Source organism: Veillonellaceae bacterium, assembly GCA_025992895.1.
Lineage (GTDB): Bacteria > Bacillota > Negativicutes > Veillonellales > Dialisteraceae > Dialister.
The window spans coordinates 369,169-384,974 of record DAJPGA010000001.1; the positions used below are offsets into that span (position 1 = coordinate 369,169).

Below are 15,806 nucleotides of genomic sequence, written 5' to 3' on the forward strand. Positions count from 1 at the left end.
CTTTTTCCAGTCCTGCGCCGTTGGTGTTTTGAATGCCATGAATCAAACTGAGGATATCGGAGGAACGGCTGGTGTATTTACGGCTCTCACCAGCTTGATCGCAGGCATCGTGGCGATCGTCATGCGTTCCAGCGCCAAAGGCACAATCGCTGCCGGTGTATTGTATGGCATCGCCTCCCTTATAGGAGGCGGCAATTCCGATGTATATGGAGACTTGGCAATTTGGAGCGGCCTCTTTTTCATCTTTGCCGTATACTTCATCGTTTCCGGCTATAAGCAGAACAAACGCGAGAAAAAGGCCCTGCTGAATCAGGGGAATCCTGCACAGGTAGCGGAAGGCACAGTGGAGGAAAAAGAAGAAAAGAAGGATTAATCCGAAAATTTTATAGAATAGCGGCAGCAAGGCCGTGATGAAATATGCGCTGATTTCATTACGGCCTTGCTTTTTACGGACAGCATTGGAGACAAAAGTGGCAAATCTTCCTATTAGCTTGTACAATAAATGCAATGTATAGATTATCTTTGGAGGGTATTATGATTACTGGCGCAGTTAAAAATAAAGTCGATCAAATCTGGCTTCACTTATATTCTGGCGGGATTACGAATCCTTTGACCGTCATTGAACAATTGACATACCTGATGTTCATTCGCTCTTTGGACAAGAAGGAACAGGAAAATGAAAAGATGGCGAATATTTTTGGCGAACCCGTCAGCCATCCTATTTTTCCGAATTCGGAAGTCGGCCGCGCTATGCGCTGGGATAATTTCAAAGATAAGAATCCTGAGGAAATGTTTAATATCATCAGCCGCTTTGTGTTCCCTGCGATTAAAGCCATGAAACATGGGCAGCTGCCGGATTTTGATGCGGATGGGAAACTCATTCCTGTCACTGGTGATAATGGAGAAGTAGACGATGAGGAAACCGCATTCTCCAAGTACATGGCAGATGCTATTTTCTTGATTCCTACACCGCAGGTACTGGAGCAGCTCGTTACTGGCATGGATGATCTCTACACGCATGATCTCGACAGCAAGGACATGCAGGGTGATCTTTATGAATACATGCTTGGAAAAATTCAGACTTCCGGGCAGAATGGCCAGTTCAGGACACCGAAGCATATTCGCGACATGATGGTCGCACTGATTCAGCCGACGCCGAAAGATACCATCTGTGATCCTGCCTGCGGTACAGCAGGTTTCCTGATTTCCTCCGCTGAATATGTACGTGCTCATTATGGCAGTGAAATGACGCAGGAAGAATGGGATCATTTCGCGGGCCCAATGTTTACCGGCTTCGATATGGATCATACCATGCTCCGTATTTCTGCCATGAACCTGATGCTCCATTCTATTACACATCCAAACATCGCCTACAAAGACAGTCTTTCCAAGCAGAATGAAATCAGTGATGCGTTCTCCGTTTGCCTGGCCAATCCGCCATTCAAGGGAAGTATTAATAAAGAAAGTATCAGTGAAGACCTGAAAGCTGTTGCAAATACGACGAAAACAGAGCTTTTATTCCTGGCTCTTTTCCTTCGCATGCTCAAAAAAGGCGGGCGCTGCGCATGTATCGTCCCTGATGGCGTCCTCTCCGGCTCTTCCAAAGCTCATAAGATGATCAGAAAAGAACTGGTAGAAAATCATCAGCTGCAGGGCGTCATTTCCATGCCATCCGGCGTTTTCAAACCCTATGCCGGTGTATCTACAGCAATCCTTCTTTTCACAAAGACAGGTGCGGGCGGTACGGAAAACGTCTGGTTCTATGATATGAAAGCCGATGGATACAGCCTCGATGATAAGAGAACGGAAGTCGCAGAGAATGATATTCCGGACATTATCGAACGTTTCCGCCATATAGATCAGGAAGCAGGAAGAAAACGTACAGAGCAGAGCTTCCTCGTCCCCAAACAGGATATTGTTGATCAGGATTATGATCTTTCTATCAATAAGTACAAGGAAATCGAATACGTTCCTGTAGAATATCCCCCGACAAAAGAGATTCTTAAAGATCTGAAATCCTTAGAAGAAGAAATCTCTCAGGGATTAAAAGATCTGGAGGGCATGTTATGAAAGTAAGATTAGGGGATGTAGGGCAGGTAGTTACTGGGACAACTCCCAAGAGTGGATGTGAAGAGTATTGGCATGGGGAATATAACTGGATTACTCCAGCAGAAATAAACGATGATTCAGATGTTATTTTTGAGACAGATAGAATGATAACGGACAAAGCCATCAAAGATAGTCATTTAAAATCTTTCCCAGCAGGAACCGTCTTATTAAGTTCACGTGCACCTATTGGCAAGGTAGCTATTGCTGGTACTGAAATGTATTGTAATCAGGGGTTTAAAAACATTATTTGCTCTGAAAGGATCTATAATAGATATTTATATCACTTCTTGAAGAGTAAAAAAGACTATTTAAATTCTCTGGGTAGAGGTGCAACATTTAAGGAAATATCAAAGGGTATAGTGGAAGATATAACAATACCATTGCCCGAACTATCTGAGCAACATGAAATCGTAGAGGTATTGGATAAAATAGATGGATTGATCTCTGCGAATAAGCTGGTTCAACAGAAATATGATGAACTTGTAAAATCCCGATTTATCGAGATGTTTGGGAATCCGGTCAATAATGATAAGAAATGGGTCGTATCAAAATTACAAGCAGTATGCGATAAAATAACTGACGGAACACATAATTCACCAATTAGTTACCCTAATGGGAAATATCCCTATATTACGGCTAAAAATATTAAAAAGGACGGATTTGATTTATCTAATCTTACTTACGTAAATGATGATATACATAATGAAATATATTCGAGATGTAATCCCGAATATGAAGATGTTCTTTATATAAAAGATGGGGCAACAACTGGAATAGCCATGGTAAATAGTTTGCATGAGAAATTTTCTCTGTTATCAAGTGTTGCTCTTCTCAAGCAGGACAGAAGTCAAATAAATGGATTCTATCTATGCGGAGTATTAAATAATACAAATATGTATAAGAAAATTAGAGCTAATATGGGTGGTGCAGCGATAACAAGGTTAACTATTAATAAAATTAAAAATATTATTATTCCAATCCCTCCTCTTTCACTCCAAAATGAATTTGCCGACTTCGTGCAGCAAGTCGATAAATCAAAATTGGCAGTACAAAAGAGTCTGGAAAAGCTCGAAATTTTGAAAAAATCTTTGATGCAGCAGTACTTCGGTTAGTAAAAATCCACGTTCTCCATGGTTTCATGGCGGGACGTGGATTTTTTTGCTATCCTTAGCCTAAAAAAGGCGGGATACAATGAAAAATGAATTGATTGAAATGATCATGCAAAAGATGCTTCCTTATTTGGATAATGCTCAATTGGAAAGGCTGCAGGATGTGCTGGATTATTGTATGCATCAGGTAACGATTGAGGATGAATCTTCCAGACTGCCGAAACCAGATGAAAGCAATGAAGCTTTGATGATGAAGTTCCTGTCGGCAAAGCGTGTCGAGGGTTTAAGCGAGAAAACGATCCGATACTATGAAGCGACGCTTTCCAATTTCTTCCAGCAGATGACGGTGTCCGTGCTGCATATGAAGACAGAGCATATTCGTGAGTACTTATCCCAGTACAGGGAGAAGAGGCAATGCGGGAAATCGAATATAGATAATATACGGCGGATTCTTTCCAGCTTTTTCAGCTGGCTTGAGGAGGAAAGCTTCATACTGAAGAATCCTGTCAGAAGGATCCATAAAATCAAAGTGGATAAAACCGTGAAAGAGACGTATTCGGATGAAGCGTTGGAGAGGATGCGGGATGAATGTCATAATCTCCGGGACCTTGCCATCATAGATCTTCTTTCTTCGTCTGGGATGAGAGTAGGAGAACTGGTTCATCTGAATCGGGAAGATATTGATTTTGAAAACAGAGAATGTATTGTCTTCGGGAAAGGGCACAAGGAAAGGCCTGTTTATTTTGATGCACGGACGAAAATCCATTTGAAAAATTATTTGGATTCCAGGACAGATCACCATCCTGCTTTATTTGTCTCTTTGCTTAAACCTTATAATCGCCTGCAAATCAGCGGTGTCGAGATCCGCCTTCGAGAACTAGGAAGAAAACTTGGAATTCCGAAAGTCCATCCGCATAAGTTCAGAAGAACACTGGCGACAAGGGCAATTGATAAGGGAATGCCGATCGAGCAGGTGCAAAGGCTTCTGGGACATACTCAAATTGATACGACGATGCAGTATGCCATGATCAATCAGAAGAACGTGAAGGTTTCTCATCAAAAATACATTGGTATGATTCAACAAGAAAGACAGAATAATATCATAAATATATTAGGAGGTCATTCTTATGCCATGTAAAACCAAAGCGTCCCCGGAGGAAATGTTAGACCAGATTGCTTCATATCTCTATCAGGGTGTTACGATTACCCAGGCAGCTGAAAATCTTCATATGAGCCGCATAACATTCAGGAAATGGGTCCTCCGGTATAAAGAGGAGGGCTTTAAGGGATTGCGGCCCAGGCAGCATTTGTCTTACTACTCCAATCAGATGAAGATCCAGGCCGTAAAGGAATATCTTAAAGGCGGTGTTTCCATGCTTTCCGTCTGTGCCAAATACAGAATTTCCGGCACACTCTCCCTTAAAACATGGATTGAGGCGTATAATGAGCATAAGTTGACAGACCTCGTTTCTGAAGGAGGAGATCTTATGGGCAAACGCCAGCAATCGGTCAAGGAAGAGCGAGTCAGAATCGTTCAGGAGTGCATCGCCAGTGGATGCGATTATAACAAGATAGCCAAGAAGTACAACATGTCCTACCAAACGCTCTACACATGGGTAAAAAAGTTCAAGGAAATGGGCGAAGTTGGTCTTGAGGATTACAGAGGAAAGCCGATCAGGCTCCAAACGCCCCGGACCGAAGAAGAACAGCTGCGTCAGGAGAATGCCAGACTTCTTGAAGAACAGAAGGATCTTATAGCAGAGATTGCCCTGCTAAAAAAAAAGATGGAGATAGAGGAAAGGTTGCGTTCCTCGAAGGATTCAGCCTTACTCACCTTCTCAGAGATTTTAAAGCCATAAAAGAAGTCCATGAAGAAACCAACATCTCCATAGAAAGTCTCTGCCGACTCTCAAAGGTCTCCCGGGCAGCTTATTACGGATGGCTGAATCATATTAAGAGCGGCCGTGAACTGCTGAGAGAAAAGGTCGCACAGGAGGTCATGAAAACCCATCAGGAATATCCGGATATGGGATACCGCCGGATTAACGATTGGATCAAGAAGGATGACAACATCAATATAAATGTAAGCGACAGTCTGGTTCTTCGTATCATGCGGATACTTAATATTAAGTCCGTGATCAAGTACAAGACCGATGGTTGCACTCGTAACGCAAAGGATCCAAAGTACATTTTTGAAAACCTGCTGAACCGTGACTTTGATGCCGGCGTGTCCAATGCAAGATGGATGACGGATGTCACTGAATTCAAGTACACAACTGCTGATGGAGTTTTGCACAAGTTATATTTAAGCGCGATTATTGACGGCCATGATCGCCGGATTGTCTCTTATGTCATCGGCGACAGGAACAATACTGCACTGGCTTTTGAGACAATGGAAAAGGCACTTAAAGAGAATCCTGGAGAACATCCAATGATTCATACCGACCGCGGATTCCAGTATACAAGCAACGGATTCCATAAGATTGTTGAAAAAGCAGGACTGGTTCACAGCATGTCCCGTGTAGGCTGCTGTGCAGACAACGGTCTGATGGAAGGGTTCTGGGGAATGCTGAAGCGCGAACGTTACTACACACGTAAATTCACCAGCCGTAAAGCAGTGGTAAGCATGATCAACGGCTACATCTACTTCTACAACAACAAACGCATTCAGCGCAAATTACATCTTTTAGCTCCAATGGAAGTATTCAACGCAGCTCCAATGGCTGCATGATTAAGATTAAAGTACGATTAGATTTTTTATGATATTTATTTGTCTGTATTAACAAATCCGCACCACCTTCTCCTTCGGAGCAAGGTTAAGACCGGCCTACGGCCCTCTCTATTTCCTTCACCCACTCAAAAAGGACCATGCCTTGTGATTATACTTGGCACGGTCCTTTTCTATTTCCTTATGCTTCTTCCGCAGCGGCGGGTATTTCTACTGGTGTTTCGTAGTCGCGGATGGGTTTTCTTTCTATGAGGCTGACTCCTCCGAAGGTGAGGGAGCAGACGATCCATTCGGCGTAGATGACGTGGGGGAGGATGCGGACGGCGGGGACGAGCATCCAGAGGACGAGGACGGCGATGGAGGCGAGGAGGGTGTAGAGGGCGGCGCTTCTGGAGCAGAGTCTCGGGGCGTACATGGTCATGAGGACGATGACGGCGAAGGCGGTCATGAGGGAGAGGCCGGCCATGAGGGTGGAGATGATGCCGCTGATGGTGAGGGCGAAGCCGAGGGTCAGAAGGCCCAGGGCGAGGACGGAGAGGCGGGTGATTTTCATGTATTTCCTTTCCGTCATGGATGGATCGACGAAGCGTTTATGGATGTCGTGGGAGTAGAGTGTGGCAGCCGAGAGGAGCAGGTTGCAGGCGGTGCTGACGTCGGCGGCCCAGAGGGAGGCGAGGGTGATGCCTGCGATCCATGGGTTCAGCGTCATGATGAGGCGCGGAAGAGCGGTGGCTGCGTTGATATTCGGGTACATTTCAGCGGCGATGACGCCCAGGAGCGCGGAGAGGAAGCCGACGGGGAGCATGATGAGGCCTCCGATGATGAAGCCTTTCTGCGCGGTGCGGACGTCTTTGGCGCCGAGGGAAATCTGGATGATGGCCTGGAGGGAGAGGTTCACGGTGATGAGGACGACGATCCAGGTAGTGATGGTCATTCCGCCCACGCCACTGATGAAGTCGAGGGAGTGGATGGAGGGCATCTTGAGGGCGACGTTCGTCATGCCGCCGGCCAGCTGGACGATGATCCAGGAAGCGACGGTGATGCCGATGTACTGCAGGGTGACGTTCAGGAGGTTCGACTGGCTGGCGGACCACATGCCGCCGATCAGGGTGATGCCGATGAAGACGACGGCGCTTGTCAGCATGCCGGTCAGGGGCGTGAAGAAATCAGGAAGGAGAGCCGAGAGGATGGCGCCGCCAGCGACGAACTGGAGGCTCATGATGACGAGCTGGACGAGAATCTGGCAGGCAATCCCTGCAATCATGCTGTTTCTTCCATAGTATCTTTCGAGCAGTTCCGGCACGGTCGTGATGTTCATACGGCGGTACCTTTTAGCGACCGTGAGGCCCATGACAATGGCGCCGATGCCCCAGGCGGCGGTGTACCAGCCGGCCGAGAGGCCCTTCGTGTACGCCTGCTCAGCCACGCCGATCGTAGACGCGCCGCCGACAGCCAGGCCGACCACGGAAACCATGACGAGCGGAGTCGTCAGCTTTCTTCCCGCGAGCACGTAGTTTTCGACCGAACCGGAAGAACGGTACTTCACATACGCGCTGATCAGGAAGAGCACGCCGATGTAGGCGCAGATGATGAGGATTTGAATGAGTGAGTTTTCCATAGCGGGCCTCCTTGAAATAAAATTTCCAAAAGAAAATATCGCCCCAGATAGGGACGATGAGATCGCGGTACCACCCTGCTTACCCGTATAAATAAAAAAAGGAGCGGTTCCAAGGCTCGAAAATTTCGAGGGACCACCCTGCACATACGGATCAACTTGAACGCCAGCTAACGGGGGCTTCCGGCAAAACCTACTGAAATTTCAGCTCTGCGGTTCGGGAAAGAACTTCACACTGCTTCACCTGCCGGTTCTCACCATCCACCGGCTCTCTGAGAGGCTCCGTAGTCCTACTTTTTTCCGTCAATACCTTTTTCTTTGGAAATATGTTGTCTGTATTATACAGGAAATTCCAAAACGCGCAAGTGATTTTTGAAAATTTTTCCGATTTCTTACAGATTAAGCCGCACCATAAAAAATTTTGAGGCACTTTGGGCTGCGCATAAAATCATAAAATAGAGGGGCGGGCATGCGCCTGTCTTCTTAAATCATAGCTTAAATTGTATAATAGGGGTAAATAAAGTACGTAAAAAATTATGAAAGAAGGGGTGAAATTGAATAAGAAAATAGGACTCTTTCTGGCGGCCGCAGCCCTCGCCATGACCCTTTCCGGCTGCTCCGGCTCCGCCACGAGCGGCAAGGTCGCAAGCAGTGCGCCGGACGGACGCGACTACGAGAGAATCGTCGTCATCTCCGACCTCCACTACCCGACAAAGACAGGCACGGACGATCCGGAACTCCGCCAGTATAAAATCGACAACAAGCAGAAGTGCCTCCAGGAAATCAACGGCTGGGACGACGTAGACCTCGTCGCATTCCCGGGTGACATGGTCGCCCTTACCGGCAACATGGACGAAATGAACACCGTCAAAGCCTTCACCGACAACCTGAACAAGCCGAAGGTCTTCACGGCAGGCAACCATGAAATCTTCTACCGTGATGTCTTTACGAAAAAAGGCGACGTCATCTCTGCCAGCGAAAGCGTGAAGAAACAGCACCTCGAGAACTATCAGAAGGTCTTCGGCCCGCTGCACAGCACGAAGGAAATGATGGGCTACCTCCTCATCTTCCTCTCTACTGACGACGTGACAGGAAACCTTCCGACAGAAATGTCCAAGGACGAACTCGACTGGTTCAAGAAGACACTTGACGCCAACAAGAAGAAACCAACCATCGTCTTCTTCCACGCCCCGCTGACCGGGACGCTGATCCCTTATAACGACAAAGTCGGAAGCCCGAGAAGCTTTGCCCAGCCATCTGCTAAGATCGACCAGATCCTCATGCTGAACCCGCAGATCAAACTCTGGGTCTCTGGCCACACCCACACCCCGCCGACCCAGCCCTCCTTCGATAACGACATCAACTACTACCACGGAAAAATCCTCGATGTCTACAACCCCACCTGGGACGGTAAGACCATCTGGACCAACTCCCTCTACCTCTACAAAGACAAAATCGTCATCAAAACCTACGACATGGACAAACACGAGACACTCGATAATTTGACGAGAACAGTGCAGATCGATAGATAAAGGAAAACAAAAAAGGATCTGTGACAAAATGTGCAATCATTTTGCTACGGCTCCTTTTTGGTTTTAACGATATATCATAGGCTGTCTGCCTCTTTGGGGATAGAGTTATTTTATTGTTATATTGAATTTTTAAACCTATAATAAAGATAAAGGGACGTTCTGGTCTTTAAAAAAGAGGTGAGTGGGATGTTTATTGTTTACTTTGCTCTTGCTTGGATTGCAGCATATTTGATTGCTGTCCAATTTGTTAGCGACGCTATGTATCCGTTCCTGGTTTTGTTCTTTGCCCTTTTCCCACCAATTGCTGCGTTTCTTTTTACTATGTTTGCTTCATTTAAAGAAGATCACTTATCTTGGAAATACTTATTTTTAATACCTTTCGCCTTGATAAGTGTACTTTTAACTACTATTTGATATCTTCCGACTCTTTAGCAATTTCCTGGGTTAGATTTACCTAATCGATCTGGCATTTCGCTTATAGTTAATATATAAAAAGACTGACTTTGAATAGACACTTCAATGTCAGTCTTTCTTGCGTCTTTAACGATTTTTCAGCATTTGAAAACCATAAAAACCTCGCTCCGTTCGAGGAACCTTTTTATGTTTTAAAGCACAATGAATAATACACCCCTTCAGTCGAACATCAGTGTTAAAGGTTCGACAGCTTCCCCTAACGGGGACGCCAAAAAATGCCGAAACAGTTTCCTCTCATATCATTAATATCGAAAGTGACGGAATAGTTGAGTGCCTTAGTGGTAAAAGCTGTCCCCGTTAGGGGAAAGTGGCGCGCATGCGCCGAAAGGGGTGCATCTCCCAGGCTGCAAGCCGGCTGTGCGGTTCTTTCTCATAGATCTGCCTACGCGGCAGTGAACATATGGTCTGATGTATACAATCGGGTTAATGATTTCTAAGCTGCCTATGCGGCAGTGAACGGCACTGGCACGACCACCGTCCCTGTCATGCATTTCTAAGCTGCCTATGCGGCAGTAAACCCCACACGAACGTGTACCTACATCGAGTTATTTTCTAAGCTGCCTATGCGGCAGTGAACGCCGAATGCGATAGCAGAAACTCTTTTCAAAATTTCTAAGCTGCCTATGCGGCAGTGAATACGAACCCAAGCACATTTCTCGGCGGTACGTGTTTCTAAGCTGCCTATGCGGCAGTGAACTGTAAAGCAATGTGCTCTTATTTGTTATTATCTTATCATTCCACTTTATGCGCTGCAAAACCTTTTTTAGCTTTTAAGCGACGAGCGCGAATTGGAAAACCATACAACTTCGCTCCGCTCGTAGAACCTTTTTATATTTTAAAAACCAATGAATAATCAACCCTATCCGTCCGGCCTTTTTAGAAACTGCACCTCTTTCGTCGCCTAACGGCGCCACTTCCCCCGTGGGGGCAGCTCTGCGATGTGAAATAAAAAAATCCAAAGCAAATTTGTTTTGAACTTATATAGGCCACCTTCCCCGTCTGGGAAGGTCAACACCCTTAAACCTCGCTGGGCTCGTGGAGAAATAATCAACTTTTCTTCTTTATCTTTTCAGGTACACTTCGTCCAGTCTGTACATGTAGGCTCCGTTTTCGAATGTCACTTTTTCGCATGTGACGTAACTTTCTTCGTTTGTGAAATGGATTCTTTTTGTTTCGCCCGCGAGATCTAAATACTGCCATGAAGCCGCACCGTTTTCTGTTTCGAAGAGAACGAAAAGATACGGTGTTAGTGCTGAAACTTGTGCCGGCGCTGATGAAATATCAGCAAGAATTTCGCCAGGTTCTACAGAGCCGCCGTCAGGGAGATTGGATTTGGGTGTGAATTCTTTCGGAACTGTTGTGAAGCTGTAGTAGCGAAGGGGGAATTTCAGTTTCATAATTTCTCACTTTCATTGTTTCAAATAATTCTCATCGATAGACAGTGCCGCACTGCCGTCTCCCTTTGCATCTATCGTTGCTTTAACTCCTAATGGAAGGAAGAGATTGTTTGCGCCGTGACCAATAGGGAGGCCGCGGATGACAGGTTTCCCGGATAGTTTGGCATAGTAGTCCAGAACCTGGGCGGTCGAAAATTCGCCATCCTTAGGGGTTGGGCTGTAGAAGTCGCCGAATGCGATAGCAGAAACTCTCTTCAGAAGTCCGTTCTGCCAGAGCTGCTGCATCAGGCGGTCGATGCGGTAGGGGTCTTCGCCTGTATCTTCAAGTACGAGGATGTCGCCTTTGCCGTTCAGCTCATAGGGCGTTCCGCAGAGAGAGACGACGACGGTCAGATTCCCGCCAATGAGACGTCCACTTGCTTTGCCTGGCACGACAGTCTTGAGCGATGTGCCTTGCGGCATACGGATTTCCCCAGTCGGCAGGCTTCCGGTTAAACCGTTTTCAAAATTGTAGAGCGTGAAGGGTGTAAAGTTTTCTCCTTTAAAATTGCTGAGCATGGGGCCGTGGATGGTGACAAGATGGCTCTTTTCGCCGAGGGCGGCATGGAGCGCTGTCACATCAGAGAATCCCACGAAAAGTTTCGGATGTTTTTCAATCATGGAATAATCGAGAAGTGAGAGAAGACGGGCCGAGCCATAGCCGCCCCGGAGGCAGACGATGGCTTTCACGGAGTCGTCTTTGAAGAAGTTATTGATATCTGCGGCTCGCTCTTCATCGCTCCCCGCGAGGTAGCCATAGTCGGCAGTGACCGAGGGCGCGAGCTTGACTTTGTATCCCATTTCTTCCAGGAAATGGATGGCCTGGTTATAGTCTGTCATCCCGCCATGCGTTCCGGGCGCAACGATACCGATCGTATCACCCGGCTTCAGCGCAGACGGCTTCTCACGCGGGACAGCTGCGTCCCCTGCCGGCGAGAGGTGGGAAGCGACAGTCGGCATGACGGAAGAGTAAAGCGCAGGCAGCGACAATATCATCAAAGCCGCCGCTGCCGCTATATATTTTCTGTGTTTCTTTAGAAAAGAAATCATTTTAAGACCTTTCTGTTTCTGAGTTCACTAGAAGCATTATACAGTATAGCACGGAAAGGACTGCTTTTATGCATGAGCAGAGAAATTTCATTTCATGTATACTATAAGAAAGAATTCATCAGCATACAAATGCTATTTTCATATTATAAGGAGCCATCATGACATTTGAAGAAATACTGCCTCATGTAGACCATACACTCCTTGCGGCCACGGCGACGAAGGGGGAAATCGAGAAGCTCTGCGAGGAAGCGGAGATGTATCATACGGCGTCTGTCTGTGTGCCGTCGTCGTATGTGAAGGGAATCAGGGAGCGTCATCCGGGACTCCGAATCTGTGCTGTCGCAGGGTTCCCGCTGGGGAATATGTCGAAGGCGGCGAAGGTTTTCGAATCCAGACAGGCGGTCCTTGACGGGGCGGATGAAATCGATATCGTCCTCCACATCGGTGCGCTGAAGGACGGGAACGCGGAGTACGTCACGGACGAAATCGCAGCGGTCAAAGAGGCGATCGGGGATCATGTGCTGAAGGTCATTATCGAGACCTGCCTCCTGACGGAGGAAGAAAAGATCCTTGCGTGCGAATGCGTCACAAAGGGCGGGGCGGATTATATCAAGACATCGACCGGGTTCTCGACAAAGGGCGCGGACCTTTCGGATATTGCTCTCTTCAAGAAGCACATTGGAAAGAATGTGAAGATCAAAGCGGCAGGTGGGATCCATACGAAGAAGGAAATGGAAAACTTCCTCGCTGCCGGATGCGACCGCATCGGCGCCAGCGGCGCGGTGAAGGCGTACCTGAAGGAAAAAGGAATGTAAGAAGAGGGAAAAACAAAAACCGAAACAGAAACACTAAAAAAGGACTCGAATTGAGTCCTTTTTTGAGTGGAGAATTAAATTAAAACCGTACGACCTCGCTAACGCTCGAGGGAAAAGTAAAACATGAAAAACCATACAGCCGGCTTGCAGCCTGGGAAATGAACCCCCTCAGACGCATGCGCGCCAGCTCCCCCTACGGGGCGAGCTCTGACACCCTTAAACCGAACTTCGTTCGTTGGAAAACAAGTCGACCTCGCTTCGCTCGAAGAAATGCAACTCATCCGAGAAATTTTAAAATGCAAAAATTTCCCACCTTCTCCTTCCGGAGCAAGGTTAAAACCGGCCTACGGCCCAGGAACTACTGTATTCCCGGTCTCCGACCGGACCTTCTCCTTCGGCGCAAGGTCAACACCCTTAAACCAGCCTTCGGCTGAAAAACACCATCCAACCGGACTTCGTCCGAGGGAGATGAACTTCATTCGGCGTATGCGCGCCACCTTCCTCTACGAGGCAAGGTCAAACACCCTTAAATCAAGGCTACGCCTTGAGGAAAACAATAAAACCTCATTTTGCTCGTGGAGATGAACCCCTTTCGGCGCATGCGCGCCACTTTCCCCTAACGGGGACAGCTAAATTTCGCTTCGCTCGAGGAATTGCGGTTGTATGATTCTCCCCACTCAAAAACGGAGTCATGGGATGATGGACATTTCATGACTCCGTTTGTTTATTCTTGTGGTTTTTTGATGACCTGGATGTCTACGGTGCCTGTGACGCCGGGGAAGAGTTGCTGGGCTTCTACTATGCACTGGGTGAGGATTTCCTGGTTTCTTCTGTCGACCATGCCGGAGATGCGGAAGAGGTCGATGAACCACCAGACGGCGCCTATGCCGAGGGGCCAGAGGATCCAGAGGAGGATGTTCTTGACGGGGTGGCCTAGGTAGAAGTAGTAGACGGCGAAGACGATCCAGAGGATGTAGGCTGTGGATTTCGTCTTTTCTCTGCCGGAGTAGAGGGTGAGGGCGTATTCTTTTTGTTTGGGTGTGAGGACGTTCAGGAGGGCTATGCCCTGTTCGCTGATGGTTTCTTTGCTCATGGCGGGTCCTTTCTTTGGGCTATGGATAGAGGGCTTTGGCTTCTTCGATGCATGTTCCGAGGATTTCTTCGTTGGTCTCGTCGACCATGTCGGAGATGCGGAAGAGGTCGATGAGCCACCAGATTTCTCCTATGAGGCAGCTCCAGAGGAGCCAGAAGATGATGTTTTTCACGGGATGGCCGAGGTAGAAGTAGTAGAGGGCGAAGAAGAGCCAGAGGATGTAGGCGGTGGATTTTTTCTTTTCGCGGGCAGCATAAATCTTCACGGCGTAGTCCCTTTGTTTCTCGGGGAGGGCGGCGAGGCGCGCTATTTCTTCTTCGGTCAGGATGTTTCCTCTCGTCATAGTTTCTCCTTTAGAAGAGTCGGCTCTTCATTTTCATGGCGATCCATTTGGCGAGGGCCTGTTTGGCTTCTTCGGGAGCGCCTTCTATGAGCGTGATGTCGCCTTTCATCCGCTGTTCCATGGTGACGGATGGGTCGATGTATGGTTCGAAGGTTTTATAGAAATTCATTTTTGCGATTTCTTCTGTTAAGTCCATGGTAATTCTCCTTTAGACTTCGTTGTCTATGGTAACGACGTTCTCCGGGCTCATGCTTACGGGGTCGGGGTAGATGCGGACGGCTTCACGCATGCATTCTTCGATGACTTCTTTGTTCCTCTCTTCGACCATGCGTCCGATGTGGAAGAGGTCGACGATCCACCAGACGAAGCCGACGATGACGAACCAGAGGATCCAGAGGACGGTATTCCGCGCGGGGCGGTCGAGGTAGAAGTAGTAGACGGCGCCAGTGATCCAGAAGACGTAGGCGAGGGACTTCTTTTTCTCCCGGTTCGCATAAAGTGTCAATGCGCAGTCGCGCTGTTTTTCGGATAACATGGACAGCACTCTCAGGCTGTCCGGATCGATTCCGGTATCTTGCTGCATGCTCCCGCCTCCCTTACAGAACTTCTTTCTTATATTGTATCATGAAATTTCGAAATAGAGAAAGGGAGGGGGGAGGGACACCTTTCTATTTCCTGTATAGGTGCGGGTTCTGTTATATAATAATGGTAAGAGAATTTTTAGAGCGGAAATATAAAATACGTATTTTAAAGGGGTGAAACCTATGAAGGGCGGAACGGTGGAGGATTTCGTTGAGTATCTTTATACCTGCCAGGACACAGCATTTATCTACAAGGGCGTAACATACTGGTATCAGGGTTATATGCCGGATGATCATACGGTCCATATGGAACTGTATGCATGCAATCCTCCAGATGACAATGATCTCTGGAATCATGACGGCGCGACGATCGATGAAGGCGTGCAGGATCTTCTGAAGGCTCCTATATTTGATGGAAAGACTATTTTGGAAGTAGAACAGGATATTGAATGGATTGATTCTTGAGGCAGAACCGTGGGATGTGGCTAAAAAGCCGGAGAAGTGATGGCGAAGAGGAATAGATGGCGGAAGCTGGATATTATAGGAGAATCAAGAAATGACCGGAAAGACTTTTACAGAATTTATGGATGATTTGGCCTATAATCCTGAGATGGAGTTCATGTTCAGGGGAGAACGGTACATGATTTCCGGATATCTCACGGGGGATCAGTATACATTGGAGTTGTGTAATATTGATACTGATTCGATGCTGTTTACGATGACGTCTGCATCCAGGGACGAATGTGTCGCTGCCTTTGAAAAGGCACAGGTTTTTGACGGAGAAACTATTTTTGAAGCTGAGCATGAAATAGAAGTACTGTATGGATGAGGGGATTTAGGAGATAAGGTGAGAGGCCTTATAGAATTTGATTTTGAAATCCAAAATGCGTAAATCAGTAAATCAGAAGAGAGGAGGTAAGA

18 protein-coding genes, 1 CRISPR repeat array and 1 other annotated feature are annotated in these 15,806 nt (G+C 47.2%); of the genes, 11 read left to right on the forward strand and 7 right to left on the reverse strand.

What is annotated here, in order from left to right; all coding sequences use genetic code 11:
- The first annotated feature begins 37 nt into the window (after positions 1 to 37).
- The 6 genes from OIM03_01350 to OIM03_01375 all read left to right on the forward strand — a co-directional run bounded on the left by OIM03_01350 (position 38) and on the right by OIM03_01375 (position 5,949).
- Positions 38 to 373, forward strand: coding sequence for a hypothetical protein (locus OIM03_01350; GenBank protein ID HJI72924.1), 336 nt, complete (start codon positions 38 to 40; stop codon positions 371 to 373).
- 161 nt (positions 374 to 534) lie between these two features.
- Positions 535 to 2,070, forward strand: coding sequence for a type I restriction-modification system subunit M (locus tag OIM03_01355; GenBank protein HJI72925.1), 1,536 nt, complete (start codon positions 535 to 537; stop codon positions 2,068 to 2,070).
- Positions 2,067 to 3,221 carry a restriction endonuclease subunit S gene (locus tag OIM03_01360; GenBank protein HJI72926.1) on the forward strand — a complete coding sequence of 385 codons (1,155 nt, stop codon included), beginning with the start codon at positions 2,067 to 2,069 and terminating at the stop codon, positions 3,219 to 3,221. Before OIM03_01355 ends, OIM03_01360 begins: the two co-directional genes overlap by 4 nt.
- Positions 3,222 to 3,300: 79 nt before the next feature.
- On the forward strand, positions 3,301 to 4,356 hold the full coding sequence (locus OIM03_01365) for a tyrosine-type recombinase/integrase (protein HJI72927.1): 1,056 nt from the start codon (positions 3,301 to 3,303) through the stop codon (positions 4,354 to 4,356).
- A gap of 22 nt (positions 4,357 to 4,378) precedes the next feature.
- On the forward strand, positions 4,379 to 5,077 hold the full coding sequence (locus OIM03_01370; GenBank protein HJI72928.1) for a helix-turn-helix domain-containing protein: 699 nt from the start codon (positions 4,379 to 4,381) through the stop codon (positions 5,075 to 5,077).
- Between the two features lie 29 nt (positions 5,078 to 5,106).
- Positions 5,107 to 5,949, forward strand: a complete 843-nt coding sequence (locus tag OIM03_01375) for an IS3 family transposase (protein ID HJI72929.1) — start codon at positions 5,107 to 5,109, stop codon at positions 5,947 to 5,949.
- 178 nt (positions 5,950 to 6,127) lie between these two features.
- Here OIM03_01375 and OIM03_01380 read toward each other — a convergent pair whose 3' ends face one another.
- Complete coding sequence (locus OIM03_01380; GenBank protein HJI72930.1) at positions 6,128 to 7,564, reverse strand: sodium:solute symporter family protein; 1,437 nt, start codon at positions 7,562 to 7,564, stop codon at positions 6,128 to 6,130.
- Between the two features lie 46 nt (positions 7,565 to 7,610).
- Positions 7,611 to 7,877, reverse strand: a binding site (T-box leader).
- A 238-nt stretch (positions 7,878 to 8,115) separates the two neighbouring features.
- Between OIM03_01380 and OIM03_01385 the strand changes: the two genes are divergently transcribed.
- Positions 8,116 to 9,093 carry a metallophosphoesterase gene (locus OIM03_01385; GenBank protein ID HJI72931.1) on the forward strand — a complete coding sequence of 326 codons (978 nt, stop codon included), beginning with the start codon at positions 8,116 to 8,118 and terminating at the stop codon, positions 9,091 to 9,093.
- A 186-nt stretch (positions 9,094 to 9,279) separates the two neighbouring features.
- Positions 9,280 to 9,507, forward strand: coding sequence for a hypothetical protein (locus OIM03_01390; protein ID HJI72932.1), 228 nt, complete (start codon positions 9,280 to 9,282; stop codon positions 9,505 to 9,507).
- A gap of 430 nt (positions 9,508 to 9,937) precedes the next feature.
- A CRISPR array of direct repeats spans positions 9,938 to 10,264; the repeat unit is 28 nt; unit sequence TTTCTAAGCTGCCTATGCGGCAGTGAAC.
- A 364-nt stretch (positions 10,265 to 10,628) separates the two neighbouring features.
- Here the strand turns inward: OIM03_01390 and OIM03_01395 are convergent.
- Positions 10,629 to 10,964 carry a hypothetical protein gene (locus OIM03_01395; GenBank protein HJI72933.1) on the reverse strand — a complete coding sequence of 112 codons (336 nt, stop codon included), beginning with the start codon at positions 10,962 to 10,964 and terminating at the stop codon, positions 10,629 to 10,631.
- 12 nt (positions 10,965 to 10,976) lie between these two features.
- Complete coding sequence (locus tag OIM03_01400; protein ID HJI72934.1) at positions 10,977 to 12,053, reverse strand: LD-carboxypeptidase; 1,077 nt, start codon at positions 12,051 to 12,053, stop codon at positions 10,977 to 10,979.
- A 158-nt stretch (positions 12,054 to 12,211) separates the two neighbouring features.
- Here OIM03_01400 and deoC point away from each other — a divergent pair, with 158 nt between their 5' ends.
- A complete protein-coding gene (gene deoC / locus OIM03_01405) occupies positions 12,212 to 12,868 on the forward strand; it encodes a deoxyribose-phosphate aldolase (protein HJI72935.1) in 657 nt (218 codons plus the stop codon).
- A gap of 724 nt (positions 12,869 to 13,592) precedes the next feature.
- Here the strand turns inward: deoC and OIM03_01410 are convergent.
- Genes OIM03_01410 through OIM03_01425 form a run of 4 tightly spaced genes read right to left on the reverse strand, consistent with a single transcriptional unit; the run spans position 13,593 to position 14,887 of the window.
- Positions 13,593 to 13,961, reverse strand: a complete 369-nt coding sequence (locus OIM03_01410; GenBank protein ID HJI72936.1) for a TM2 domain-containing protein — start codon at positions 13,959 to 13,961, stop codon at positions 13,593 to 13,595.
- Positions 13,962 to 13,980: 19 nt separating this feature from the next.
- Positions 13,981 to 14,304, reverse strand: coding sequence for a TM2 domain-containing protein (locus OIM03_01415; GenBank protein ID HJI72937.1), 324 nt, complete (start codon positions 14,302 to 14,304; stop codon positions 13,981 to 13,983).
- Positions 14,305 to 14,314: 10 nt separating this feature from the next.
- Complete coding sequence (locus OIM03_01420; protein HJI72938.1) at positions 14,315 to 14,500, reverse strand: hypothetical protein; 186 nt, start codon at positions 14,498 to 14,500, stop codon at positions 14,315 to 14,317.
- A 12-nt stretch (positions 14,501 to 14,512) separates the two neighbouring features.
- On the reverse strand, positions 14,513 to 14,887 hold the full coding sequence (locus OIM03_01425) for a TM2 domain-containing protein (GenBank protein ID HJI72939.1): 375 nt from the start codon (positions 14,885 to 14,887) through the stop codon (positions 14,513 to 14,515).
- Positions 14,888 to 15,068: 181 nt separating this feature from the next.
- Between OIM03_01425 and OIM03_01430 the strand changes: the two genes are divergently transcribed.
- On the forward strand, positions 15,069 to 15,350 hold the full coding sequence (locus tag OIM03_01430; protein ID HJI72940.1) for a hypothetical protein: 282 nt from the start codon (positions 15,069 to 15,071) through the stop codon (positions 15,348 to 15,350).
- 91 nt (positions 15,351 to 15,441) lie between these two features.
- Positions 15,442 to 15,714: a hypothetical protein gene (locus tag OIM03_01435; GenBank protein HJI72941.1), complete on the forward strand. Its 273-nt coding sequence runs from the start codon at positions 15,442 to 15,444 to the stop codon at positions 15,712 to 15,714.
- Positions 15,715 to 15,806: the final 92 nt, after the last annotated feature.

Bases quoted from the DNA above. Each gene is read 5' to 3' on its own strand.
- OIM03_01380 (HJI72930.1), bottom strand. From the start codon at position 7,564: ATGGAAAACTCACTCATTCAAATCCTCATCATCTGCGCCTACATCGGC.
- OIM03_01360 (HJI72926.1), top strand. From the start codon at position 2,067: ATGAAAGTAAGATTAGGGGATGTAGGGCAGGTAGTTACTGGGACAACT.
- OIM03_01365 (HJI72927.1), top strand. From the start codon at position 3,301: ATGAAAAATGAATTGATTGAAATGATCATGCAAAAGATGCTTCCTTAT.
- OIM03_01355 (HJI72925.1), top strand. From the start codon at position 535: ATGATTACTGGCGCAGTTAAAAATAAAGTCGATCAAATCTGGCTTCAC.
- OIM03_01350 (HJI72924.1), top strand. From the start codon at position 38: ATGAATCAAACTGAGGATATCGGAGGAACGGCTGGTGTATTTACGGCT.
- OIM03_01400 (HJI72934.1), bottom strand. From the start codon at position 12,053: ATGATTTCTTTTCTAAAGAAACACAGAAAATATATAGCGGCAGCGGCG.
- OIM03_01435 (HJI72941.1), top strand. From the start codon at position 15,442: ATGACCGGAAAGACTTTTACAGAATTTATGGATGATTTGGCCTATAAT.
- OIM03_01390 (HJI72932.1), top strand. From the start codon at position 9,280: ATGTTTATTGTTTACTTTGCTCTTGCTTGGATTGCAGCATATTTGATT.
- OIM03_01425 (HJI72939.1), bottom strand. From the start codon at position 14,887: ATGCAGCAAGATACCGGAATCGATCCGGACAGCCTGAGAGTGCTGTCC.
- OIM03_01430 (HJI72940.1), top strand. From the start codon at position 15,069: ATGAAGGGCGGAACGGTGGAGGATTTCGTTGAGTATCTTTATACCTGC.
- OIM03_01410 (HJI72936.1), bottom strand. From the start codon at position 13,961: ATGAGCAAAGAAACCATCAGCGAACAGGGCATAGCCCTCCTGAACGTC.
- deoC (HJI72935.1), top strand. From the start codon at position 12,212: ATGACATTTGAAGAAATACTGCCTCATGTAGACCATACACTCCTTGCG.
- OIM03_01395 (HJI72933.1), bottom strand. From the start codon at position 10,964: ATGAAACTGAAATTCCCCCTTCGCTACTACAGCTTCACAACAGTTCCG.
- OIM03_01420 (HJI72938.1), bottom strand. From the start codon at position 14,500: ATGGACTTAACAGAAGAAATCGCAAAAATGAATTTCTATAAAACCTTC.
- OIM03_01370 (HJI72928.1), top strand. From the start codon at position 4,379: ATGTTAGACCAGATTGCTTCATATCTCTATCAGGGTGTTACGATTACC.
- OIM03_01415 (HJI72937.1), bottom strand. From the start codon at position 14,304: ATGACGAGAGGAAACATCCTGACCGAAGAAGAAATAGCGCGCCTCGCC.